Raw genomic sequence first — 24,324 nt, forward strand, 5'->3', positions numbered from 1 at the left:
GCGACTGGCGGGCCTGCGTCATCAGGCCGGCGGAGACGCCGGCGACCGCGGGGAGCGCGGGCGCGTAGACGGCGGTGGTGACCGTGCCGAGCACCGCCACCCCGAGCCCGGCCCCCAGCTCGTAGGCGGTCTCCTCGACCGCGGCGGCGCCGCCCGCGTGGGACTCCGGGGCCGCGGACATGATCGTGTCGGAGGCGGCCAGCAGCGCCACCTGGAGGCCGAAGCCGATGCCGACGAAGCAGAGCGCCAGCGCGAGCGGGTGCTCCTCGGTGCCCCAGGCGAGGGTCGGAGCCAGGGACAGGGCGGTCAGCGCCAGCCCGCCGCCCATCGTGGCGCGCAGTCCGAGCAGGCGCAGCAGGTGCGCGCCGGTCAGGCCGCCCGCGACCGAGGAGGCCATCAGCGGCAGCATGCGCACGGCGGCCTCGACCGGGCTGTCGCCGAGCACCAGCTGGAGGTACTGGGCGAGCATCAGCTGGAGCCCGACCAGGGAGAAGACGGCCAGCATCACCGCCGCCACCCCGGTGGAGAAGGACCGCCGCCGGAACAGCTCCAGATCCAGCAGGGGTACGGCCAGCCGGCGCTGCCGCCGGACGAAGGCGGCCAGCAGCCCGAGGCCGCACAGGAACACGGCGACGCCCTCCGGATGCCCGGCCCCCGCCTCCTTCAGGCCGAACGCGAGCGCGAGGATGCCCAGGACCGACAGGAGCGCGCTGGGCGCGTCCCAGGGCCGCCCGGCGCGCCGGGGCGACTCCGGCAGGATCCGCGCCGCCGCGGGCAGCAGGACCATCAGGATCGGCACGTTGATCAGGAAGACGGCGCCCCACCAGAAGTGCTCGACGAGCAACCCGCCGATCATCGGCCCGGCCGCGGCCCCGGCCGCCGCGACCGCGCTCCACACGCCCAGCGCGATCGCCCGCTCCCGCCGGTCGGTGAAGACCTGCCGGATGATGGAGAGCGTGGCGGGCATGATCATCGCCCCGCCGAGCCCGAGGAGCATCCGCGCGGCGATGAGCGCCGGCGCGGTGGGGGCGAACGCGGCGCAGGCCGAGGCGGCCCCGAACACCAGATAACCGGCCAGCACCAGGCGTTTGCGCCCGTAGCGGTCGCCGAGCGTGCCGAAGGTCAGCAGCAGCGGCGCGACCACCAGGGAGTAGACGTCGATGATCCACAGCAGCTGCACGGAGCTCGGGTCGAGCGCCGCCGTCAGGGCGGGGACGGCGATGTGCAGCACGGTGGCGTCCACCGCGATGAGCAGCAGGCTCAGGCAGAGCAGGACGAGGACCGACCAGCGGCCGGTCCCGGACGAGCGCGTGCCGGTCGCGGCACGCTCGGCGCCGGCCGCGATCCCCGTGGTGGTCATGCGCGTCTGACGAGGAGGCCGGCCGGGACGAACATGCGTCGCAGCTTAGGCCAACTCCGGCAGTGGGCGGGCACCCATGGGAGAGAAGGACCCGGGACGGCGGGCACGACGGCCGTGCGGAACCCGCGACCTCTCTAGAGAGATAGACCCCTCTATCCGCCATCTAGGCAAACCGCGGCCCCGCGCCGACCATGACGGTCGTGGGGAGACAGCGCCAGGTCCGCGAGCCGTCGCGGTGAGCGGTTCCGGAGATCAGGATCTCGCGGCGGCACCGCCTCCGCCGGACCCGTTCCCGCCGGATCCGTTCCCGCCGGACCCCGGCGGCCCGCTCCGGGATCCGGACGACCCGTTCCGCTGGTGCGCGCTGGCCGCCGGAGAGCTGGAGCGGGGCAGGCCGGAGGCCGCGCTGGAGGCCGCCCGCCGGGCGGTGGAGCACGACTCCCCGGACGGTCCCGCGGCCGGCTGGGGGTACCGCCTGGCCAGTCTCGCCTTCGAACGGCTCGGCCGCGACGCGGAGGCCGTGGCCGCAGCCGAGGAGGCCGTACGGCTGGTGCCGGGCTCCTGGACCGCGCGGCTGCGGCTGGGCACGGCCCTGCGCCGGGTCCCGGGGCGCTGGACGGAGGCCTGCGCCCAGGCCGCCAGGGCCGTGCGCTACGCCCCCGAGGAGCCCGGCCCGCACGTGCTGACCGGGGACCTCGCGCTCCTGCGGGGCGAGCACCGGCGGGCCCGGGCCGCCTACCGGGCCGCGCTGAGCCGCGCCGGCGACCACCCCGGCGCCAGGACCAACCTCGGCCTGACGTTCCTGCGCTGGGAGCGGCCCCACGGCCACCACGACCCGGCCTGGCCGGTCGACCCCCGCCAGACCGGCCGGACGCGGCACGTCCTGGAGGCGTGGTCCCGGCAGACCCGGGTCCTGCTCGCCGCGGCGCTCCTGGCGGTCGTCGCCGTCGTCCTCGGCACGGGCCCGGCCGCCGAGGCGATGGCCGGCGGGGCGGCGGCGCCCGTCGCCGTCCTGCTGATCACCCTCCGGCAGGCCCGCCGGGTCAGGCTCTGGTCGTACGTCCCGGCGATGCTCGCCCGCGACGTGTGGCTCGCGCTGTCCGTCGCGGCCGCCCTGGTGGCGGTCGCCGCCTACGTCGCGGCCGTCGCCACCCTCCCGCGCGCGCTGCCGGCGTCCGGCCCGGCCGCGCTGCCGGACCTGCTGCGGAGCACCTGGGCGGGACCGGCCGGGGTGGTGCTCCTCAACGGCGCGGCCGTGGCCGCCGCGCGCGTGCTGGCCGAGGCGTGGCGGGGGCGGCCCGTGCGGGCGCTGGCCGAGTTCTCCGCGGCGGGCGGCGACCGTACGGCACGGCGTGACATCGGTGTGACGCTCTGGCTCGTGGTCGTGCGCGCGTGGTCGGTCCTGGCCGGGGCCGCGGGGGTCGCCGGGGCGCTGGACGACCCCCGCTGGGGCCTGGCCGCGCTCGCCGTCCCGCCCGCCCTGTACCCGGCCCTCGCGCGGGGCGGCCTGCTCGCGCGGGCCCGCAGGCTCCCGGTCCGGGACGGGTGGCTCACCGCGGCGCTGGCCCTGCTCGCCGCGGCCTCGCTCGCGCTCGGCGGGGCGGCGGCCGCGGCGCTCACCGGACTCCCCGACCGCGTGGCCCGCCTGTCGTGGCAGGCGGGGGTCGGGGCGCTGATGGCGGTGGTGGCCGCCTACGCCATCAGAGCGGCCCGGGCGTGGTGGAGGGGCGCGCCCGGGCCGCGGCGGACCTCGCTGGCCATGAGCGGGCACCGGGGGCACGGGCCGCCCGGCGACGCGAGCCCGCCGGTGGACCTCGGCGGCGAGGTGCGGCACGCCCTCGCCTGCGCGCGCGGCATGGTGCTCGCCTACGCCGACGCGACGGGGCCGCGTGCGCTGGCCGTCGGCTCGGTCGGCGGGGTGGGGCCGGGCGGGGACCTCCACCTGGTCGCGGCGGGTGACGCGTGGGCGGCGGCCGAGCACGACCCCCGGGTGGCGGTGTTCGTCACGGACCCGCACCGGCGGCGGTTCTGGGCGGAGGTGCGCGGTGTCGCGACCGGTGACGCCGAGGCCGCGACGCTCCGCGTCACCCCCAAGCACGTCGTGGTCGGCGAGTACCCCGGCCGGCACCGGGGCCGGTTCCGCGACGTCTGAGCGGCTGACGGGTGAGCGGCTCCGGCCCGCGCGCGGTGTGGCGGGCGGGCACGCCCAAATCCCCGCCCGGTGCGGTATAACCGGGGGGCGGACCGGGGAGGCGTGATGCGGGACTCCGACAGGGTCAGGCCGGCGGGACGGGCGGCGGCGCGGGACCTGTTCGAGCGGGTACGGCTGCGCTACTCCCGGCTCTCCGCGGGGATGCGCAGGCTGCTCCATCTCACCGTGCTGGCCGGGGCGGTCGCGCTCGCGCTGGGGCTGGGCTGGAGTCCGGTCGCCGCCTTCTTCGCCGGGTTCGCGCTGCTCGCCTTCGTCACGCTCACCCTGAATTTCCCGCGCGCCGCCGCCACGGTGGCGGTGGTGGTGGTCTGGCTGACGGCGACGTCCCTGCTCGACGGCCGCTTCCCCGAATCGTGGATCCCGCTGGGCCTGATGCTCCTGGCCCTGCCGGCGGCCGGCGCGGCGCACCTCATCAGCTGGGTCCCGCCCTGGCTGAGCACGCTGGCGGCGCTGGCCGCCGGCGGCCTGATCGCCCTGGTGCTCGTGCTCGCCGGCTTCTCCACCGCGGTCGTGCTATGGGGCGCGTACGGCGCGGCCGCCGCCGTGCTGGTCTACCGCCTCGTGCAGGCCCGCCAGGTCAGGGCCGAGTCGGCCGTCCGCCGGGAGCCGGTCCGGGTCCGGGTCCGCGAGGGCGGGCAGCAGGCGCAGGAGGGCGGCGACCGGCCCGCGCCGCCGCCGATCTCGGTGGAGGAGGCGCTCGGCGAGCTGGACGCCATGGTCGGCCTGGCCCCGGTCAAGGAGCAGGTCCGCTCCATCGCGGCCTCCATCGAGGCCTCCCGGCTGCGCAGGGAGGCGGGGTACGCCACCGAGCGGCCGATGCGGCACTTCGTCTTCACCGGCCCGCCCGGGACCGGGAAGACCAGCGTGGCCAGGACCGTCGCGAAGATCTTCTACGCCTTCGGCCTGCTGGAGACGCCCTACGTGGTGGAGGCGCAGCGCGCCGACCTCGTGGGGGAGTTCCTCGGGGCGACCGCGATCAAGACGAACGAGCTGATCGACCGGGCGCTCGGCGGGGTGCTCTTCATCGACGAGGCCTACAGCCTGATCAACTCCGGGGACGGCCAGCCCGACCGGTTCGGCTCCGAGGCCGTGCAGACGCTGCTCAAGCGCGCCGAGGACGACCGCGACCGGCTCATCGTCATCCTGGCCGGCTACGAGAAGGAGATGGCCTCCTTCCTGTCGTCCAACCCGGGCCTGTCCAGCAGGTTCGCCACCAGGGTCCGCTTCCCCGGCTACGCGGCCGCCGAGCTGGTCCAGATCACCGAGCTGCTGCAGCGCCGGAGGGGCGACCGGATGGCCTCCGAGGCCGGGCCCGTGCTGCTGTCCCGCTTCGAGGACCTGCACCGCCGGGGGATCGTCGACGAGCTGGGCAACGCCAGGTTCGTCCGCAGCCTGGTGGAGGCGGCGGCGCAGGCGCGCGACGTGCGGGTGGTCGGCGCGGGGGGCTCGCCCAGCACCGAGGACCTGGTGACCGTCACCGGGCCGGACCTCGCCAAGGCGTTCGGCGAGCTCACCGCCCGCTACCAGGACTACCAGGCCGTCCCGACCCTGGAGGAGGCGCTGGCCGACCTGGACAGGATGGCCGGGCTGGAGCCGGTCAAACGGCAGGTGCACGCCATCGCGGCACAGCTCCGCATGGCCCGGATGCGCCAGGAGCGCGGCCTGCCCGCCCCGCCGCAGATGCGGCACTTCGTCTTCACCGGCCCGCCGGGCACCGGCAAGACCACCGTGGCCCGCATCCTCGGCCGGGTCTTCGCCGCGCTGGGCCTGCTGGTGCGGCCGGACGTGGTGGAGGCGCAGCGGGCCGACCTGGTCGGCCAGCACCTGGGCGCCACCGCGATCAAGACGAACGAGCTGGTGGACCGGGCGCTCGGCGGGGTGCTCTTCATCGACGAGGCGTACAGCCTGGTGAACAGCGGCTACGCCGGAGGCGACGCCTTCGGCTCCGAGGCCGTGCAGACGCTGCTCAAGCGCGCCGAGGACGACCGCGACCGCCTGGTGGTCGTGCTGGCCGGCTACGAACGGGAGATGGACGCCTTCCTGGCGACCAACCCGGGGCTGTCCAGCCGGTTCAACCAGCGGGTCCGCTTCCCCTCCTACACGCCGGCCGAGCTCGCCGGGATCGCCGGGCTGCAGGCCGAGCGGTCGGGCGACCGGTTCGACGACGCCGCCCGCCACGACCTGGCCGAGATCTTCACCTGGGTCTGCACGAACGGGCTGATCGACGGCCTGGGCAACGGCCGGTTCGCCCGCTCGCTGTACGAGCACGCCGCGATGCGCCGCGACGTGCGGCTGGCCGCCCTCGGCGGCACCGCCAGCGCCGCCGAGCTGACCACGATCACCAGCGCCGACGTGCGCGCGGCCGTCGACGAGCTCACCGACCGCTGACCCGGCCTCTCCCGGCCGTGCGGCGCCGCCGCCGGAACGCCGGGCGGGCGCGTGGGGACACGCGGGCACGGGTGGCCGGGGAAGGGGCGGTGGCGGACGGCCCCGGACCGTGACCTGGGGCGCCGCCGGAATGACGGGACCGGCCGGGGGAAGACACCGGTTACCGTCCCCCGCCGCGACGCCCCGGTGCCGCGTGGCAACGCGGCGGCGGCCGCCTCGCTTGGCCGAGATAGGACCTCTGTTTGGCGACTCTATGCGTTGCGACGGTTACATCATGTAGCAGTATGGCGACAGACAACAGAGTGCTTCGGAGGGGAGGGTGATGGCGGGGTTCCTTTTCCGCAGGCTGCTGAACTACGTCGTGCTGATCGTCGTCGCCACCAGCCTGGCCTACATGCTGGCGGCCACCGCGCTCAACCCCCGGGCGAACTACGAGGGACGCAACCCGCCGATCCCTCCGGCGGTCATCGACGCGCGGCTCACCGAGCTCAACCTCAACGACCGCACCCCGGTCTTCGAGCGCTACCTGACCTGGGCCGGGGGGGTGGCGGGCGGGGACTTCGGCAAGACGATCACCGGGGACTCGGTCAACGCGGACCTCGCCCGGCGCATCGGCGTCACCCTGCGACTGATCACGATCGGACTGGTCTTCGGGAGCGTCACCGGCGTGCTCGTCGGCGCCTACGCCGCGGTCAAGCAGTACGGCGTCTTCGACCGCCTCTCCACGGGGGCGTCCTTCTTCGTGCTCGCGGTCCCCACCGTGGTGCTCGCCAACATGCTGATCATCATCGCGGTCTGGGTGAACGACCTGCTGCCGCAGCCGATCGTGTACGTCAGCGGCGAGTACTCGGCCGGGCTGCAGGGCGGGTTCTGGACGCAGGCGCTCGACCGGGTCCAGCACCTGATCCTGCCCACGATCTCGCTCTCCCTGGGTCTGATCGCCATCTACAGCCGCTACCAGCGCAACATGATGCTCGACGTGCTCGGTGCGGACTTCATCCGCACCGCGATGGCCAAGGGGCTGCGCCGTCGCACCGCGCTGATCAAGCACGCGCTGCGCACCGCGCTGATCCCGGCGGTGACCTATTTCGCGTTCACCTTCGGCTCGCTGCTGGTCGGCACCACCTTCACCGAGAAGATCTTCGGCTGGCACGGCATGGGAGAGCAGCTGGTCAACTCGATCTTCACCAACGACGTGAACACCGTCGCCGCGATCAGCTGCTTCGCGGCCTTCGCGGTGCTGGTGGCCTCGCTCGCCTCCGACGTGCTGCACGCCGTTCTCGATCCGAGGGTCCGGGTGGGATGAGATGAGCATCGCCGACCAGGAACTCGCCGAGGAGCTGTCGGACGTCGGGAAGATCAGGACGCCCTCGCGGCTGCGGGTGGTCGCGGGCCGGTTCTTCCGCGCCCGGCAGGGACGGATCGGGTTCGCGCTGCTGGCGCTGATGTTCCTGCTCGCCTTCGTGGGGCCGCACCTGAGCAAGTGGACCTACACCGACAAGGACTTCATGGCCTTCCTGTCGCCGCCCTCGGCCGAGCACTGGTGGGGCACCCTGCAGACCGGCGCGGACGTGTACGCCGTGACGCTGCGCGGCATGCAGAAGTCGCTGATCGTCGGGCTGCTCGCCGCGGTGATCGGCACCGGGCTGGCGGCGCTGGTGGGCGCGTTCGCGGGCTACTTCCTGGGGTGGACCGACCGCACGCTGATGTGGGTCACCGACCTGCTGCTCGTGCTCCCGGCCTTCCTCATCCTGGCGATCATGTCGCCGCTCTTCGCCGAGGGCCAGTGGCTGCTGTTCGTGCTGATGCTGGCGCTGTTCCTGTGGATGGTCACCTCGAAGATCGTCAGGAGCATGACGATCTCGCTCAAGGAGCGCGAGTTCATCCAGGCGGCCCGGTTCATGGGCGTGCACCCCCTGAGGATCATCTTCCGGCACGTCCTGCCGAACCTGTCGTCGCTGCTGATCGTGGACGCCACGCTGAACGTGAGCGCGGCGATCCTGACCGAGACCTCCCTGTCCTACTTCGGCTTCGGCATCCAGCCGCCGGACGTCTCCATGGGCAGCCTCATCGCCGACGGGGCCAAGACGGCGACCTACGCGCCGTGGACGTTCTGGTTCTGCGCCGGGCTGCTGATCGTCACCGTGCTCGCGGTGAACCTGGTCGGGGACGCCCTGCGCGACGCCTTCGACCCGGCCGCGAAGAGGCGCGGATGAACGGCCCCGTTCTCGAGGTCGCCGACCTCGACGTGACCTTCGGCTCCGGCCCCGGCGCGGTGCACGCGGTGCGGGGGGTGAGCTACGCGCTCCGCCCCGGCGAGGTGCTCGGCATCGTCGGCGAGTCGGGATCGGGCAAGTCGGTGACCTCGCTGGCCGTGATGGGGCTGCTCCCGCCGCACGCCCGGGTGACCGGCTCGGTGCGGCTGCAGGGGCAGGAGATCCTCGGCGCGAGCGAGAAGCGGCTCACCGCCTTCCGGGGCCGGACCATCTCGATGGTCTTCCAGGACCCGCTCTCCGCGCTCACCCCGGTCTACCGGGTCGGCGACCAGATCGCCGAGGCCGTGCGCATCCACCAGGACGTCGGCCGGGAGGCGGCCGCGAAGCGGGCCGTCGAGCTGCTCGACCTGGTCGGCATCCCCAACCCGGCCCAGCGTGCCAGGGCGTTCCCGCACGAGTTCTCCGGCGGCATGCGCCAGCGCGCGGTGATCGCCATGGCGATCGCCAACGACCCGGACGTGATCATCTGCGACGAGCCGACCACCGCGCTGGACGTGACCATCCAGGCGCAGGTGCTGGAGGTGCTCAAGACGGCGCAGCGGGAGACCGGCGCGGCGATCGTCATGATCACGCACGACCTGGGGGTGGTGGCCGGGTTCGTCGACCGGGTCCTGGTCATGTACGCCGGCCGCCCCGTCGAGACGGGGACGGTGGACGACATCTACTACCGGCCCCGCATGCCGTACACCATCGGGCTGCTCGCCTCGGTGCCGCGGATGGACCGCCCGGCCGGGCGGCTGATCCCGATCGAGGGCAACCCGCCCTCGCCGGCGGCGCTCCCGCCGGGCTGCCCGTTCGCGCCGCGCTGCCCGATGGAGATCCCGGAGTGCAACGAGGGCGAGCCGGTGCTGGCGCCGGTGGGCACGCGCGGGCAGCGGGCCGCGTGCATCCGCGCCCACGAGATCGAGGCGCGGGACCTGCCGCCCGAGGAGGTCTACGGCACGGCGGAGGAGGACGAGGGCGGGCCCGCCGCCGCGGAGGCCGCGGAGCGGGCGGCGCCGGAGCGGAGGGAGCGGCGGGAGGCCGTGCTGGAGGTGGACGGCCTCGTCCGGCACTACCCGCTGCTGAAGGGCGCGATCTTCAAGCGGAGGGTCGGCACGGTCCACGCGGTGGACGGCATCGGCTTCGACATCCGCCGGGGGGAGACGCTCGGCCTGGTGGGGGAGTCGGGCTGCGGCAAGACGACCACGCTGATGCAGATCCTGGAGCTGGCCAGGCCGCAGGCCGGCGCCATCACGGTGCTGGGCCGCGACACCGCGTCGATGACCGCCCGGGACCGGATGGCCGTCCGCCGGGACATGCAGGTGGTCTTCCAGGACCCGCTGGCCGCGCTGGACCCCAGGATGACGGTCTACGACATCCTCGCCGAGCCGCTGCGCACCCACGGGGTCAGGAACGCCGGGCCGCGCGTGCGGGAGCTGCTCACCCTGGTCGGCCTGGAGACGGGGCACGCCGAGCGCTACCCGCAGGACTTCTCCGGCGGGCAGCGCCAGCGCATCGGCATCGCCCGGGCGCTGGCCCTGGAGCCGAAGCTGGTCGTGCTGGACGAGCCGGTCTCGGCGCTGGACGTGTCCATCCAGGCGGGTGTGATCAACCTGCTGGAGGACCTGAAGGTCCGGCTGGGTCTGTCCTACCTGTTCGTCGCGCACGACCTGTCGGTGGTCCGGCACATCGCCGACCGGATCGCGGTGATGTACCTCGGGAAGATCGCCGAGATCGGCCGGGTGGACCTGGTCTACGGCACTCCCACCCACCCCTACACCCAGGCGCTGCTGTCGGCGATCCCGCTGCCCGATCCGGAGAAGGAGCGCTCCCGCGCGCGCATCCTCCTCGAGGGCGACCTGCCCAGCCCGGCCGCTCCGCCGTCGGGCTGCCGGTTCCGCACCCGCTGCCCGAAGTTCCGCGACGTCCTGACCGACGGCGAGCGGGTGCTGTGCGTGAACGAGGAGCCGGTGATCCGGCCGCTCGACGAGGACCAGGGCGCCGCGTGCCACTACGCAGAGAAGATCAAAGTCGTATGAACCAGGAGGAACCGTGATGATCGTCAGGCGTATGGGGGTGTTCGCCGCCACCCTGACCGTGGCGTGCTCGGCGGCCCTGGCCGGTTGCGGGCAGACCGGGCCCGGTGGCGAGGGCGAGGGAGGGGCGTCGCCGGGCGGCACCACCGCGGCGGTCAAGGCCTTCGACGTCAACCAGGTCACCCGTGACCAGGTCAAGGACGGCGGACTGCTGCGCTGGGGGATCAACGAGTATCCGACCAACTGGAACCTCAACCACGTCGACGGCAACCTCGCGATGGTCAAGAAGGTCGTCGACGCGCTGATGCCCTCGGCCTTCCGCTCGAACGAGAAGGGCGAGATCTCGCCCAACACCGACTACGTCACCGCCGGGAAGGTCACCGCGACCTCGCCCAAGCAGGTCGTCACGCTGACGCTCAACCCCAGGGCGAAGTGGTCCGACGGCAAGCCGATCACCTGGCAGGACTACGAGGCCCAGTGGAAGGCGATGAACGGCAGGGACGCCGACTACCGCGTCGCCACCACCACCGGCTACCAGGACATCGAGAGCGTCAAGAAGGGCAGGAGCGACCACGAGGTCGTCATCACCTTCGCCAAGCCGTTCGGCGACTGGCAGTCGCTGTTCATCCCGCTCTACCCCCGGGGCACCAACAACACCCCCGAGGCCTTCAACAACGCCTGGGTGAACAAGATCCCGGTGACCGCGGGCCCGTTCAAGTTCGTCAAGTTCGACCAGACGGCCAAGACCATCACCGTCGGCCGCGACGACGCCTGGTGGGGCGAGAAGGCCAAGCTGGACCAGATCGTCTTCCGGGCGCTGGAGAGCGACGCGCTGGTCGGCGCCTTCACCAACGGCGAGCTGGACACCTTCGACGTCGGTCCCTCCGCGCCCGACTACCAGCGGGCCAAGAACACCACGAACGCCGTCGTACGGCAGGCGGCCGGTCCCGACTTCCGGCACCTGACGATGAACGGCGGGAGCGCGATGCTCTCCGACGTGAAGGTCCGCCAGGCCGTCGCGATGGGCATCAACCGGCAGGTGATCACCCAGTCCGACCTGCAGGGTCTGGACTGGCCCATCGTCCTGCTCAACAACCACTTCTTCATGAACACCCAGGAGGGCTACCAGGACAACGCCGGTGAGATCGGCACGTACAACCCGGAGCGGGCCAAGCAGCTGCTGGACGAGGCCGGGTGGAAGCTCTCCGGGCAGACCCGCAAGAAGGACGGCAAGGAGCTGAACCTGCGCTTCGTCGCGCCGTCGGGCCTGCAGCTCACCAAGTCCGAGGCCGAGCTGGTCCAGAACATGCTGGGCCAGATCGGCGTCAAGGTCACCCTCCAGTCGGTGCCCAGCGACGACTACTTCACGAAATACATCATCCCCGGCAACTACGACATCACGGCCTTCTCCTACGTGGGCACGCCCTTCCCGGTCTCCAGCAGTTACGGCCAGTACGCCAACGCCACCAAGGACTCCAAGGGCGAGCTGCAGTGGAACGCCAACCTCGGGCGCATCGGCTCCGCGGAGATCGACAAGGCGATGGAGGCGGCCACCGCCGAGCTGGACCCCGCCCAGGCCATCGTCAAGGCCAACGCCGCGGACAAGCTGATCTGGCAGGCGGTCAACGTGCTCCCGCTCTACCAGCGCCCGCAGAACGTCGCCGTCAAGAACACCGTCGCCAACCTCGGCGCCCGCGGTTTCTACGACCTGAGGTACCAGGACATCGGCTTCGTCAAGTGACCCGGATCCCCGCGGGCCCGGCCGTCGCGGCCGCCGGCGGATGCAGGTAGAAGTGGGGCCATGATTGTTTCCGTGACCTGGCCCCAGGTGCTCGCCTGGCGGCTCCGGCGGCAGTTCGTCGACCCGCCCGGCGGCCCGGACGCGGTCTCCGTGGTCCGGCGGCTGACCGGGGTGCAGGCCCAGGTGGCGTCGTCGGCCGCGCTCGCGGTCGCCGTGCGGCAGGCGGACCCGCGCCGCGACGAGATCGACGAGGCCCTGTGGCGTGACCGCACGCTGGTCAAGACCTGGGCGGCGCGCGGCACGCTCCACCTGGTCCCCGCCGGCGACCTGCCCGTCCACGCCGCGGTCCTCGGCTCCTTCCGGCACTGGGAGAAGGGCTCGTGGCAGCGCGGGCACGGCGTCACCGCGGAGGAGACGGCCGCCCTCGTCGAGGCGGTCCCCGAGGCGCTGTCGGGGCGGACCCTGACCCGCGAGGAGCTGGTCGAGGCCGTGCTGGAGATCACCGGTGACGCGCACCTGAAGGAGGCGCTCGCCTCCGGATGGGGCGCCCTGCTCAAGCCGCTCGGCTTCCTCGGCGAGCTGTGCTACGGTCCGCCGCGCGAGGGCCGGGTGACCTTCGCCCGGCCCCGCGACCACGTGCCCGGCTGGCCCGCCGCCCTGCCCGCGGCGCGGGAGGCGGGCCCGGCCCTGGTCCGCTCCTTCCTCGGCGCCCACGGCCCGGCCACTCCCGAGACCTTCGACACCTGGCTCTACCGGGGCGCCGCCCGCAAGGCGCTCCTGCGCGGCTGGTTCCGCGACCTGGCCCCGGAGCTGGCCGAGGTCGAGGTCGAGGGCCGGCCCATGGTCGTGCTCGCCGGGCACCTCGACGAGCTGGCCGCGACACCGCCCGCCGAGGGCGTGCACCTGCTGCCCGGCTTCGACCAGTACATCCTCGGCGCCCCCCGCGACCTGGAGCCCCTGCTGCCCGCCCCGGCCCGGCCGAAGGTCAGCCGCGCCGCCGGCTGGATCTCCCCGGTCGTGGTCCACCGGGGACGGGTGGCCGGCGTCTGGGAGGCGAAGAACGGCGAGGTCGCCGTCGAGCTGTTCGAGGACGTCCCGGCCGCCGCCCTCGCCGCCGAGACCGAGCGGGTCCGGGCCCTGCTCGGCCGATGACGGCCGGAGGGGAGCCCTCAGAGCGGGTCGGCGAACGACCAGCCCCGGGCGAGCAGGGCGTCGACCGCGTCGACGGCCCGTGCCAGCCGTTCCTCCGGCGGCCCCGAGACCACCACGTGCGGCAGGCCGCGAGCGGCCAGCTCCTGGCGGAAGCGGGCGTCCATCCGGTGCCGGACGGTCTCGCCGTCGCGCCAGCCGTCCTGCTCGAAGGGCACGCCCTCCACCGAGGTGTGGATCCACAGGTCGTGCCGGGCCCGCGGATGCACGGTCCCCTCCACGCCCAGATAGCGCTCGTGCCAGAGCGCGGTGGCGAACGCGTCGGTGTCGCACACCAGCAGGGGGGAGCCCGCGCGGGCGGCGGCGTCCTCCCAGAGCAGCTGCCGTTCGGCGATCACGGTGAACTCCGCGGACTCCCACTCCAGGTCGTCGAGCCAGGGCTCGGGCAGGCCGGCCTGCTTGGCCCGGCGCCGGGCCGCGGCGAGCTTCTCCTCGCAGTACGTCCTGCCGTACTCGGGCACCCACCGGGTCGCCGCCCACGGCCCGCCCCTGGCGGCGTAGTGGGCGGCTAGGTCCCTGGCCAGGGTGGTGGTCCCGCTGGACTCCGCGCCGACGACCACCACGCGGCGGGCCAGATGGCCGCGGACCGCCGGGGAGAGCCACCGCCAGCACGCGACCGGGTCGTGCCGGACCATCGTCCCGCTCACGGGGAACCGCTCCCGGTCCGGGTCGACGCCGACGTGGGCGGCGCCGAACCGGCGGGCCAGCTCCGGGCCGTACTCCTCGGAGGAGAAGACGGCGTCGATCTCCGGGACCCGGCCGTGCGCGAGGGCGAGCGCGTGCCGGAACACCTCGACGTGCGCCGACCAGACCTCCGGATCGCCGTAGTCGATCTCGACGTCGTCCACCACGGGGGCGATCGCCACCCCGGCCTGCGGATGGGCCTCGCGCAGCCAGGCCGCACGCAGGGCCAGCGGCACGCTCTCCACGGACGAGGCGGCGACCACGACGCTCAGCCGGGCGCACCGGGCCGCCGCGGTGTCGATCAGGTGGTGGTGGCCCGCATGCGGAGGATAGAACTTGCCGATCACCAGGCCGTGGGCGAAGTCCGCGCTCATGCCGGCACCGGGACCGGCCGGGCCGCGAGCTCCCGGCGCCAGGCCAGCAGGCCCGAGACGCACAGCCCCAGGAAGAGCACGTACAGGGCGCTGGTGAGGTAGAGGCCCTTGTAGGCGTAGAGCGGCACGTAGATCAGGTCCACCGCGATCCACAGCCACCACGACTCCACCAGCTTGCGGGTCTGCCCGTAGGTGGCCATCAGGGAGAGTGTGGTGGTCAGCGCGTCCCAGAAGGGCACCGTCGAGTCGGTCCAGGCGACGAGGGCGAAGGTGAGCCCCGCGGCGGCGAGGACGCCGCAGGCGGCCAGCGCCGCCCACTCGGCGCGCGCGGTGGCCCGGACCGCGAGCCGGGTCCGGCCCGCTCCGCCGAAGCGCCACTGCCACCAGCCGTACAGGCCGAGGACGACGTAGACGATCTGCAGCGCCGCGTCGGCGTAGAGCCCGACGGCCAGGAAGACCAGCCCGAGCAGGACCACGTTGACGACGCCGATCGGCCAGTTCCAGATGTTCTGGCGGGCCACGAGCCAGACGGTGAGGATCCCGGTGGCGAAACCGAGGAGCTCGGCCCAGCTGGTCGGGGTTCCCGCGAGGGTGAGGGCGGGCTGGAGGAGGGGATCGAGGAACTCCGCGAGCGTCATGGGGGATCTCCTTAATCGTCGCTATGACGATAACGGGTGCCCGTGTATGCCCCGGACCGGGGGAGGCCCCGGTACCTGGACCGGAGCGCTCCGGCGGGGCGGGGATCCGGGGCGCGGGGCCGGGAGGGGCGCCGCGGCCGTCACAGGCGGAAACGGACCCGGTCGCCGGGACGCAGCTGCGCCGCCGCCGCCAGATCGGCCGCGGCCAGGACCGCGATCACGGGATAGCCGCCGGTCGGCGGATGGTCGGCGAGGAAGACGATCGGCCGCCCGTCCGGCGGCACCTGCAGGGAACCCGCCACCATGCCCTCGCTCGGCAGCTCCCCGCCCCGGGCGCGCTCCAGCGGCCTGCCCAGCAGCCGCACCCCGACCCGGTTGCTGTCCTGGCTCACCTCGTACGGCTGCGCGCACAGCGCGGCCAGCGCCCCCGGCGCGAACCAGTCGTCCCGGGGCCCCGGCAGCACCCGCAGCGCGTCCGGCGCCTGCCCGCGCGCGGGCGCGGCGTCCACGGTGATCGGCGGCAGACCGCCGGTCGGCCCCACCGGCAGCACCCGGCCCGGGGCGAGCGGGGCCGGGCCGAGACCGGAGAGCGAGTCCGCCGAGCGGCTGCCCAGGACCGGGGGCTCGTCGACGCCGCCCCGGACCGCAAGGTAGGTGCGCAACCCCGCCGGCGGCGTGCCCACCCGCAGCTCACCGCCGGCCGGCACCCAGAAGGGCGCGTGCATCCCCGGCGCGCCCCGCCGGGCGCCGGTCAGGGCGACGGGGCAGGGGGCGCCGGCCAGCGCGGTCCAGGCGCCGTGCCGGAACCGCAGCACGGCCCCGCCGAAGGTCAGCTCGATCCCGGCCGCGCCCTCGGGGTTGCCGACCAGGCGGTTGGCCAGCTTCAGGCTCGGCGCGTCGGCGGCCCCGGAACGCGGCACCCCGAGATGGCCGTGACCGGGACGGCCGAGATCCTGCACCGTGGCGTACGGTCCCGGCGCGATCACCTCGATCATGCGGCCGCCGGACGCCCGCGCCGCACCGGGCGCGGGAGGGCGGAGCGCCGGACGGAACCGGGCCGCGCGGAACCGGGCCGCGCGGAACCGGGCCGCGCGGGAGCGGGCGGGGCGGGGCGGGCGCTCATCCGGCGACCGCCCGGAAACGCACCCGGGTGCCCGGCGTCAGCACGGCGGGCGGATCGGCGGCCACGTCCCACACGGGCATCGGGGAGCGGCCGAGCAGCCGCCACCCACCGGGGGAGGCCGAGGGGTAGACCGCGGAGTAGGGGCCGGCGACCGCCACCGCCCCGGCGGGCACCGAGGTCCTCGGCGTGGCCAGCCGGGGCACGTGCAGCGCGGGATCCATGCCGGTCAGATAGGCGAACCCCGGCGCGAAACCCAGCCAGCCCACCACCAGCTCCCGCCCGGTGTGCCGCTCGACCACCTCCCGCGCCGTCATCCCGCAGAGCGCGGCCACGTCGTCCAGGTCGGCGCCGTCGTAGACCACCGGGACCGTCACCGGCCGCTCGGGGACCACGGCGCCCGGAGCCGGGTGGCGCGCCGCCCCGACGGCCTCGGCCAGCCGGGCGCGGCGCCGGGCCGGCTCCGCGCCCGGCGCGACGACCAGCACGGTCGCGGGACCGGGCACGATCTCCACCACCCCTGCGGGCGGGTCCGCCCGCAGCAGCGCGTCCAGCCGGTGCGACACCTCCAGAGACCCGGTCTCCACCAGCAGCCCGTGCTCCCCGGCCCGCCGGATCACGTGAAGGCCTCCACGCTCACCCCGGCCCGGTCCAGCCCGTCGCGCACGGCCCGTGCCAGCCGTACGGCACCGGGGGTGTCGCCGTGCACGCAGATCGAACGGACGTCCACCGGGACCTCGGAGCCGTCGGCCGCGGTCACCGTCCGGGCGGTGGCCATGCGCACGGCCCGCGCCACGACGGTCTCCGGATCGTGGATCACCGCGCCGGCCTCGCGCCGGGGGACCAGCGTCCCGGCGGGCGTGTAGGCGCGGTCCGCGAAGGCCTCGGAGACGACCGGAAGTCCCCGGCCGGCGGCGACCCGGTGGACGACCGAGCCCGGCAGGCCGAGCACCGGCAGGCTCCCGTCGTAGCCGACCACGGCCGCCACGACCGCCTCGGCCTGCTCGGGGTCGCGGCAGACCCGGTTGTACAGCGCGCCGTGCGGCTTGACGTAGGAGACACGGCCCCCCACCGTCCGGGCGACGCCGTCCACCGCCGCCAGCTGGTAGAGCACCTCGGCGCAGAGCTCCTCCGGGTCCACCTCCATCTCGCGGCGCCCGAACCCGGCGAGGTCCCGGTAGGAGACCTGGGCCCCGATCCGCACCCCCCGCTCGACCGCGGCCGCGCAGGTGCGGCGGATGGTCAGCGGATCGCCGGCGTGGAAACCGCATGCGACGTTCGCGCTGGTCACCACGTCCAGCAGGGCGAGGTCGTCGCCCAGCGTCCAGATGCCGTACCCCTCACCGAGGTCGGCGTTGAGATCGATCACCGTTGCTGCCGTCTACAGGGGGGGTTCGTCCGGGATGTCCGCGATGTCATCGAGTGCATCGGCCAGCGCCTCCGGGTCGTCGCCGATCCGCTCGGAGATCTCGATCAGCACGTGCAGCACCTCGTGCCGGTCGTGGCCCAGGTCCAGCAGCCGCTGCGCGGCCTCCCACAGCTGCGGCGGGTCCCCCTCCCACAGCCGCGCGGCGATCTCCTCGTGCCAGGCCAGGTGCTCCTCGTGGTCGGGCCGGGGAAGCTCGCCGACGTGGTCGATCTCCAGCAGGATCCGGCGGTCGCTCTCGTCGGCCGGATTGAGCAGGTCGAGCTTGACCTCGCCGTGCTCGCCCTGCAGGAAAGGGAAGGCGAACACCCGCCGGGCCAGCGCGGACAGGTCACCGTCCGGCAGCAGCCGCTCCACCAGGTCGCGCTCCAGGCCGAAGGTCGTCGGATCGCGGTAGGCCTCGGCGAACCGGGCCGTCGCCTCCCAGATCCCGTCGAGCGTCGCGCGCAGCGCCTCGTCCGACAACCCGGTGCGGGGCGCGGTGAAGCGGGCCCACGCCGACAGCACGTACGGCACGGCCTCCTGCTCGGCGGGGCTCAGCATCACCTTGCGCGGCAGCCAGTCGAGCATGAACGTCTCGCACTTGGTCGGGCTGACCCGCAGCGGACGGCCGAAGTCCTGGTCGCAGCCGTAGTCGATGATGTGGTCGGCGCAGCGCGAGGCGGCCGAGGGATCCGACAGGTGCTCGGCCGCGTCGGAGGACAGGAACTCCGCCGCGAGCATGGCCCGGCGGTCGCGGCTGTAGGGCGCCTCGCTGTGCAGCGGGGCCGGGCGCTTGCGGCCCGGCGGGAGAGCCTTGATCCGGGAGCGGGCGAAGGCGTGGTAGGCGCTGTAGCTGTCGCTGACCGGCGGGAGGGTCCTGCGGTCGCCGTACTCCGCGGTGGCCTTCATCGCCGACTCCAGCAGCGCCCTGGCCTGCTGGGGCTCGATCTCCCCGAAGCGGAGCATCGGGCTGGCCTCGGCCTCGGCCCGCGCCTGCTCCAGCAGCTTGTCCACCTGGGAGGAGACCCACGCGTCACGGGCGATGCCGCGCATGTTGTAGTCGACGACCATGACCAGCGCGTGCCGATCCTCGTTCTCGCCGCTCTCGGCGCCCCGGTAGCCGAAGGTGCACACCACGGTGTCCTGGTCGCCGTAGGCGTCCCGGGAGACGTAGCACCCGGTCGGTTTCACCGCGCCCAGCCGGTCGGCCCAGCGGGGCCTGGCCACGTCACGCTCGATGAGCGCCAGCGCCGCCCCCTCGGCCTTGGCCGCCTGCCGGGCGGTGCCGAGGTAGGCCAGGGCGATCAGCAGGGTCAGCGCGGCGGGCGAACCGGCCTTGGCCGCGTAGTCGACCAGCCCCTCACCGAGCACCTGCTCGGCGTCCCCGCGCCGCAGCCGCCGCCCCCACCAGGCGCCGATCATGTCGGAGACCATGAGCTCGGCGTCCAGCGGGCTCCGTACGGCGAGCAGCTCGCGGGCGGCCAGCAGCATCTCGGCGAACACCTCGTCCGGGGCGTGGATCTCCCGCGGGTCCCTGCGGTGTCGGCGGCTCAACCGATCTCCTCCGTCGGCCGTGTGAACACCGGGCCGCCGTGCCCGTCTGCACACCCGCTCATGCGCTCTCCTCGTCTGCGGCGTGGAGTTCGTGTCCGCGGATGCCGCCGTGTTCGCCGGCCCGCTCGCTCATGCGTTCTCCCCGCCTTCGGCGTGGAGTCCGCATTCGCGGAGGCTGCTGTGCTCATTGGTTCGCTCGCTGCGCTCGCTCATGGGTTCTCCCCGCCTTCGGCTTGGAGTCCGCATTCGCGGAGGCTGCTGTGCTCATTGGTTCGCTCGCTGCGCTCGCTCACGTTCCAACCTTCTCGCGTTCCCGAGCCGATGGGTGCGCGGAACGCGACTCGGTGATCCCGATGTTACCGAGGACTCCGCGGTGGTGGCGCGGAGTTGACGATCGCGAGCAGGTGTTCGCGGGCGACCCGTTCGACGACCTCGGCGGTGACCTCGACGCCGAGATGCTCGGTGCAGGCGCAGACGTCGGCCACGCAGCGGTCGACGGTGCCGGGGGGGACGGTGAGGAACTCGGCGGCCAGGCGGCGGCTCACCGGCTCGTGGAATGTGGTCGTGCCGCCTGTGGAGCGGGTGGCGAGAACGGGCATTGCTGTCACATTCCTCCGGATCACCGGGGATATCTCCCCGGACGGACGACGGGGACGTGCGTCTTCATTCCACAACTTATCGTGCGACTGTCAAGCCTCCAGAGGTCGGAGGGGAAAGCTGACTTCAGTGTTGACTGTTGCCCGAGGGGCAGAAGTAAAGAATGTGTCCGTAGAGGGGAAGCCAAAACGGGGACGAGTCAGTAGGCTGATCTTGTCCGGGGAGTCGGAGGAGGCGAGGTGGGCGGTTGTCGGGACGGCCCGGCCCGATCCTGCTAGGGTCCTGGCCGCGAGCGCTCGAACGTGCCGGCGACGACCGCCCGGACGGGTCGAGGGCCTGGTGGGGGCGGTGAGGTCCCCGCCGTCTCCCCTGGTGGCGGGGACGGGAGACCGCGAGAGTCGCGTCCCGGCAGGGGCCGGGCGTTCACGGGGCCCGGCCGGGGCCCGTCGGCCGTCCGGAGGAGACCCGGCGAGGACCCCTCATGACGGCTCCCGGCGCGTTACCGTGGAAACCCTGGTCCCCGGGCCGGGGGTGTTCGTCGCGTCATGGGCGGGGCTTCCGTCCGTAGGCGCCCATCGCCGATGATGTACCGCAGGATCCGGTCCCCGGAGCTGCGCTACGCCGATTCGCAAGTTTGGAGATGTGCCTCGTGGGAGACCCTGGCACGCGACGGAGGTGCCGACCATGAGCGCCGAAACCTCCGTGCCCCGTCCCCGGGAGTCGGGTGTGGACATCTCGGACGCCGCCCTGCTGCAGGGCCTGCTGGCCCGCTCGCCGCTCGCCTTCGCCTTCTTCGACCCCGCCGGCCGGTTCCAGCGGGTGAACGAGGTCTTCGCCGCTATGGTGGGCGTGCCGGCCGAGCGGCTGCCCGGCCGTGCCCCCGCCGAGCTGCTCTCCGCCGATCTCGCGGCCCTTCTCGAGAGCGCCGTCCGCTCCGTCGCCGGTGGAGCCGAGGCCGAAGGCGACCAGCGGGTCCGGGTGCGCACGGCCGAGGGGGAGACCCGCCACTGGTCCCTGGTGTTCTCGCCGGTCCACGACGAGGCGGACGCGCTGCGCGCCGTCTGCCTGACCGGCGTCGACGTCACCGAGAGCAGGCTGGCGGAGGAGGGGCTGCGGCGCAGCGAGGAGCGCTACCGCTCGCTCGTCGAGGCGCAGTCGCAGCTCGTCTGGATCACCGCGCCGAACGGCGCGGTCCAGGAGGACGCGCCGCAGTGGCGGTCCATCACCGGCCAGGGGCTGGAGGAGTACCTCGAGGGCGGCTGGCTGGAGGCCGTCCACCCGGACGACCGCGCGCACACCGAGGAGGCGTGGCGGGAGGCGCTGCGTGGCCGGACCATGTTCGAGTGGAGCTATCGGGTCCGCACCCGGGCCAGCGGTTACCGCCACTTCGAGGTGCGCGCCGTACCGATCGTCCGGCACGGCCGGGTGGTCGAGTGGGTCGGGGCGAACACCGACGTCACCCCGCAGCGCGAGGCCGAGGAGATGCGCGGCCGGCTGACCGACCAGCTCGGCGCCGCCGCGCTGCGGACCGCCCGGCTGCAGGGGGCCACCGCGCAGCTCGCCGAGGCGCTCACCGTGGAGCAGGTCGTCCAGGTCATCATCGACGTCGGCCGTACGGCGCTGGCTGCGGACCGCTCGGCGGTGGCGCTGCTCGACCCGGACCGGGCCGCGCTGAAGCTCGTCAACAGCGGCGGGATCCCCGACGTCCCGGGCGCGCCGGGGGAGGAGCTCCCGCTCTCGTACACCAGTGTGATGACCATGGCGGTCAACAGCCGCCGCCCGGTCTTCGCCGAGTCGCCGGAGAGCCTGGTCACCCAGCTGGTGGACGCCGGGGGCGACGAGGAGGCCGTCAACGGGTTCCTGGCGCACAGCGACGAGCGGGCCTGGGTGGGCCTGCCGCTGCTGGCCGCGGGGCGTGCGCTGGGAGCGCTGCGCTTCGCCTTCACCCGCCCGCAGAAGATATCCCAGGAGGACGGTGTCTTCCTGGAGGCGCTCGCCGGGCAGTGCGCCCTCGCCGTCGAGCGGGCCACGCTGTTCGAGCGGGAGCACCGCACGGCGGAGACGCTCCAGCGGAGCCTGCTGCCGGACAGCCTGCCGGTGGTGGGCGGGCTCATGCTCGCCCAGCGGTTCCGCTCCGGCAGCCGCCACGTGCAGGTGGGCGGCGACTGGTACGACGCGTTCGTCCTGCAGGACGGCCGGGTGGCGGCCGTGGTCGGCGACGTCATGGGCAAGGGCGTCAAGGCCGCGGCGGGGATGGGCCGCATCCGCAACGCGATGCGGGCCCTGGCGCTGACCAACCCGCCGCCCGCCGCGGTCCTCACCGGCCTGGACCGGGTCTTCGAGGCGACCGAGGAGGAGGAGCAGGTCACCACCCTCGCCTATATGGTGGTGGAGCCCGGGACGGGGGAGGGTACGCTCGCGCTGGCGGGCCACCCGCCGCCCCTGCTGGTCTCGCCCCAGGGCGTCCCCCTGCTGTGCGAGGGGGAGCCGGGCACGCCGCTCGGCTGGCCGGCCAGCCGTCGCCAGTTCCGGTTCTGCGTCCCGCCCGGCCACACCGCCGTCCTGTACTCGGACGGTCTGGTGGAGAACCGGAAGCGGGGTCTGGACGCCGGCCTCGCCGAGCTTTGCTCTGTCGTGACCGAAGCTCCACCGGAAGTTGTCGGAAACCCTCATATGTTGTTGGATTTCCTGGTGGATCGCATGCTGGCGGGGTATGAGCAGGACGACGACGTCACGGTGCTTGCAATTCATGTCCCTCCAACCACGAAGAGTGACTGAATGAAACAGTCATAAGGGTTGCTTTCGGATATCGGTGGTCGGCTTCCGGTACGCACTACTGTCTTTGTCGGCCTAGGGTGGAGGGCAACCGCCAGGAGGCGGCCGTTTGGATCACGGTGTCATGTCAGAATGCTGGGCAGGTGCGTCGCGGTTCGTGCGGCCTCTCTGACCACAACTAGAGGCATCCGCCCCTAGCGGGCATCTGAGTCCATTCTCGTCACGCTTTCCTTCGAGAGGTGTTCGTGTCGCCTGCAAGTTCGACTCGCTCGAAGCCATCCGAGCTGAACGAGCCCGTCATTCAGCAGCTGATGGAGCGGGGGCGCTCGCAGGGGTTCCTCGATCCCGAGGATGTCCGCAAGGCCGTCGAGGAAGCGGACATTCCGATGGCGCAGGCCGCTGGGATCCTGCGCAGCCTCAGCAAAGAGGGCATCGTTGTACGGCTGAAGGCCGAGGACTCCGCGACCCCCAAGAAGTCCAAGACCCCGAGCAGGCGCCGCACCCCCGCCGCGCCCGCTCCCGTCAAGAAGGCCAAGACCGCCGCGGCGGCCAAGGAGCAGCCCGAGACCGTCACCGCGGTCGTCGGCGCCTCCGAGTCCGCGCCCAAGAAGCCCGCGGATCCGGCCAAGCCCGCCGCCCCGGCGAAGAAGGCCGCTCCCACGGCCAAGAAGACCTCCTCCGGTCCGGCAAAGAGCGCCGGTCCTGACAAGACCGCCCCCAAGGCCGACCCGAAGCCGAAGGGCGTCGTCGGGGAGGACGAGGAGGAGCTCGACCTCGAGGACGTCGAGATCGAGGACTTCGACCTCGAGGTGGAGGTCGAGGAGGTCGAGGCCGAGGCGGAGGTCGAGGAGACCGAGGCCGATGAGGAGGCCAAGCCCGCCGGCGCCGACGGGGCCGTGCAGAGCGACGACGAGGTCCTGATCCTCTCCGACGACGACGACGACGCCCCCGTGGCGCAGGTCGCCGCCGCCGGCGCCACCGCCGACCCGGTCAAGGACTACCTCAAGCAGATCGGCAAGGTCCCCCTGCTCAACGCCGAGCAGGAGGTGGAGCTGGCCAAGCGCATCGAGGCGGGCCTGTTCGCCGAGGAGCAGCTCGCCACCGAGGGCGACAAGCTGCCGGTGGACGTCCGCGCCGAGCTGGAGTGGATCGCCGAGGACGGGCGCCGGGCCAAGAACCACCTGCTGGAGGCCAACCTCCGCCTGGTGGTCTCGCTGGCCAAGCGCTACACCGGCCGCGGCATGCTCTTCCTGGACCTGATCCAGGAGGGCAACCTGGGTCTGATCCGCGCGGTCGAGAAGTTCGACTACACCAAGGGCTACAAGTTCTCGACCTACGCCACGTGGTGGATCCGGCAGGCGATCACCCGAGCCATGGCCGACCAGGCGCGGACCATCCGCATCCCGGTCCACATGGTGGAGGTCATCAACAAGCTGGCCCGCGTCCAGCGGCAGATGCTGCAGGACCTCGGCCGCGAGCCCACTCCCGAGGAGCTGGCCCGCGAGCTCGACATGACCCCCGAGAAGGTCATCGAGGTCCAGAAGTACGGCCGTGAGCCGATCTCCCTCCACACCCCGCTGGGTGAGGAGGGCGACAGCGAGTTCGGAGACCTCATCGAGGACTCCGAGGCGATCGTCCCCGCGGACGCGGTCAGCTTCACGCTGCTGCAGGAGCAGCTCCACTCCGTCCTGGACACGCTGTCCGAGCGTGAGGCGGGCGTCGTCTCCATGCGGTTCGGACTCACCGACGGGCAGCCGAAGACCCTGGACGAGATCGGCAAGGTCTACGGGGTGACGCGTGAGCGCATCCGCCAGATCGAGTCGAAGACCATGTCCAAGCTCCGCCACCCGTCCCGCTCCCAGGTCCTGCGCGACTACCTGGACTAGGCCCTGCACCCGGCGGTCCCCTCGAGGAGGGGGCCGCCGCGTGCGGAGGACGGGTCCGGGGAGCCCGCGGAGGAGAGAACGACA

The 24,324-nt window shown here is 73.3% G+C and carries 17 protein-coding genes; 9 read left to right on the plus strand and 8 right to left on the minus strand.

The genetic code is table 11. From position 1 onward, the window contains the following. Positions 1-1,360: MFS transporter (locus ACFOWE_RS22655; RefSeq protein WP_377290996.1), on the minus strand; the 1,360-nt coding region annotated here is incomplete at its 3' end. Between the two features lie 235 nt (positions 1,361-1,595). Between ACFOWE_RS22655 and ACFOWE_RS22660 the strand changes: the two genes are divergently transcribed. The 7 genes from ACFOWE_RS22660 (at position 1,596) to ACFOWE_RS22690 (ending at position 13,147) form a co-directional block, all read left to right on the plus strand. Then, positions 1,596-3,512: a hypothetical protein gene (locus ACFOWE_RS22660; RefSeq protein ID WP_377290998.1), complete on the plus strand. Its 1,917-nt coding sequence runs from the start codon at positions 1,596-1,598 to the stop codon at positions 3,510-3,512. A gap of 105 nt (positions 3,513-3,617) precedes the next feature. After that, positions 3,618-5,960: an AAA family ATPase gene (locus tag ACFOWE_RS22665; protein WP_377291000.1), complete on the plus strand. Its 2,343-nt coding sequence runs from the start codon at positions 3,618-3,620 to the stop codon at positions 5,958-5,960. A gap of 322 nt (positions 5,961-6,282) precedes the next feature. After that, positions 6,283-7,266, plus strand: coding sequence for an ABC transporter permease (locus tag ACFOWE_RS22670; protein WP_377291002.1), 984 nt, complete (start codon positions 6,283-6,285; stop codon positions 7,264-7,266). A gap of 1 nt (position 7,267) precedes the next feature. Beyond that, positions 7,268-8,176: an ABC transporter permease gene (locus ACFOWE_RS22675; protein ID WP_377291004.1), complete on the plus strand. Its 909-nt coding sequence runs from the start codon at positions 7,268-7,270 to the stop codon at positions 8,174-8,176. Next, entirely contained in the window at positions 8,173-10,257 is a 2,085-nt protein-coding gene (locus ACFOWE_RS22680; RefSeq protein ID WP_377291006.1) for an ABC transporter ATP-binding protein, read from the plus strand. The genes ACFOWE_RS22675 and ACFOWE_RS22680 overlap by 4 nt, the downstream gene beginning before the upstream one ends. A gap of 16 nt (positions 10,258-10,273) precedes the next feature. Next, complete coding sequence (locus tag ACFOWE_RS22685) at positions 10,274-11,995, plus strand: ABC transporter family substrate-binding protein (protein WP_377291008.1); 1,722 nt, start codon at positions 10,274-10,276, stop codon at positions 11,993-11,995. A gap of 72 nt (positions 11,996-12,067) precedes the next feature. After that, positions 12,068-13,147, plus strand: coding sequence for a winged helix DNA-binding domain-containing protein (locus ACFOWE_RS22690; protein ID WP_377291010.1), 1,080 nt, complete (start codon positions 12,068-12,070; stop codon positions 13,145-13,147). Positions 13,148-13,164: 17 nt separating this feature from the next. Here the strand turns inward: ACFOWE_RS22690 and ACFOWE_RS22695 are convergent, their stop codons facing one another. From ACFOWE_RS22695 to ACFOWE_RS22725, 7 genes are all read right to left on the minus strand, one after another. Then, a complete protein-coding gene (locus tag ACFOWE_RS22695) occupies positions 13,165-14,262 on the minus strand; it encodes an AAA family ATPase (RefSeq protein ID WP_377291012.1) in 1,098 nt (365 codons plus the stop codon). Then, positions 14,259-14,900 (minus strand): nicotinamide riboside transporter PnuC, encoded by a 642-nt coding sequence (gene pnuC, locus ACFOWE_RS22700; protein ID WP_377291014.1) that lies wholly within the window; start codon positions 14,898-14,900, stop codon positions 14,259-14,261. Before pnuC ends, ACFOWE_RS22695 begins: the two co-directional genes overlap by 4 nt. A 140-nt stretch (positions 14,901-15,040) precedes the next feature. Next, entirely contained in the window at positions 15,041-15,895 is an 855-nt protein-coding gene (locus ACFOWE_RS22705) for a 5-oxoprolinase subunit C family protein (RefSeq protein WP_377291016.1), read from the minus strand. A gap of 124 nt (positions 15,896-16,019) precedes the next feature. Beyond that, positions 16,020-16,640 carry a 5-oxoprolinase subunit B family protein gene (locus tag ACFOWE_RS22710; RefSeq protein WP_377291018.1) on the minus strand — a complete coding sequence of 207 codons (621 nt, stop codon included), beginning with the start codon at positions 16,638-16,640 and terminating at the stop codon, positions 16,020-16,022. Next, a complete protein-coding gene (locus tag ACFOWE_RS22715) occupies positions 16,637-17,389 on the minus strand; it encodes a LamB/YcsF family protein (RefSeq protein ID WP_377291020.1) in 753 nt (250 codons plus the stop codon). The genes ACFOWE_RS22710 and ACFOWE_RS22715 overlap by 4 nt, the downstream gene beginning before the upstream one ends. 12 nt (positions 17,390-17,401) lie before the next feature. Further along, a complete protein-coding gene (locus ACFOWE_RS22720; RefSeq protein ID WP_377291341.1) occupies positions 17,402-18,919 on the minus strand; it encodes a hypothetical protein in 1,518 nt (505 codons plus the stop codon). A 419-nt stretch (positions 18,920-19,338) separates the two neighbouring features. After that, entirely contained in the window at positions 19,339-19,581 is a 243-nt protein-coding gene (locus ACFOWE_RS22725; protein ID WP_377291022.1) for a hypothetical protein, read from the minus strand. Between the two features lie 682 nt (positions 19,582-20,263). On the opposite strand from ACFOWE_RS22725, the gene ACFOWE_RS22730 reads away from it, so the two are divergent. Beyond that, positions 20,264-22,357 (plus strand): SpoIIE family protein phosphatase, encoded by a 2,094-nt coding sequence (locus tag ACFOWE_RS22730; protein ID WP_377291024.1) that lies wholly within the window; start codon positions 20,264-20,266, stop codon positions 22,355-22,357. Between the two features lie 242 nt (positions 22,358-22,599). Then, positions 22,600-24,240, plus strand: a complete 1,641-nt coding sequence (locus ACFOWE_RS22735) for an RNA polymerase sigma factor (RefSeq protein ID WP_377291343.1) — start codon at positions 22,600-22,602, stop codon at positions 24,238-24,240. Positions 24,241-24,324: the final 84 nt, after the last annotated feature.

The organism is Planomonospora corallina (assembly GCF_042650625.1).
GTDB classification, from domain to species: Bacteria; Actinomycetota; Actinomycetes; order Streptosporangiales; family Streptosporangiaceae; genus Planomonospora_B; species Planomonospora_B corallina.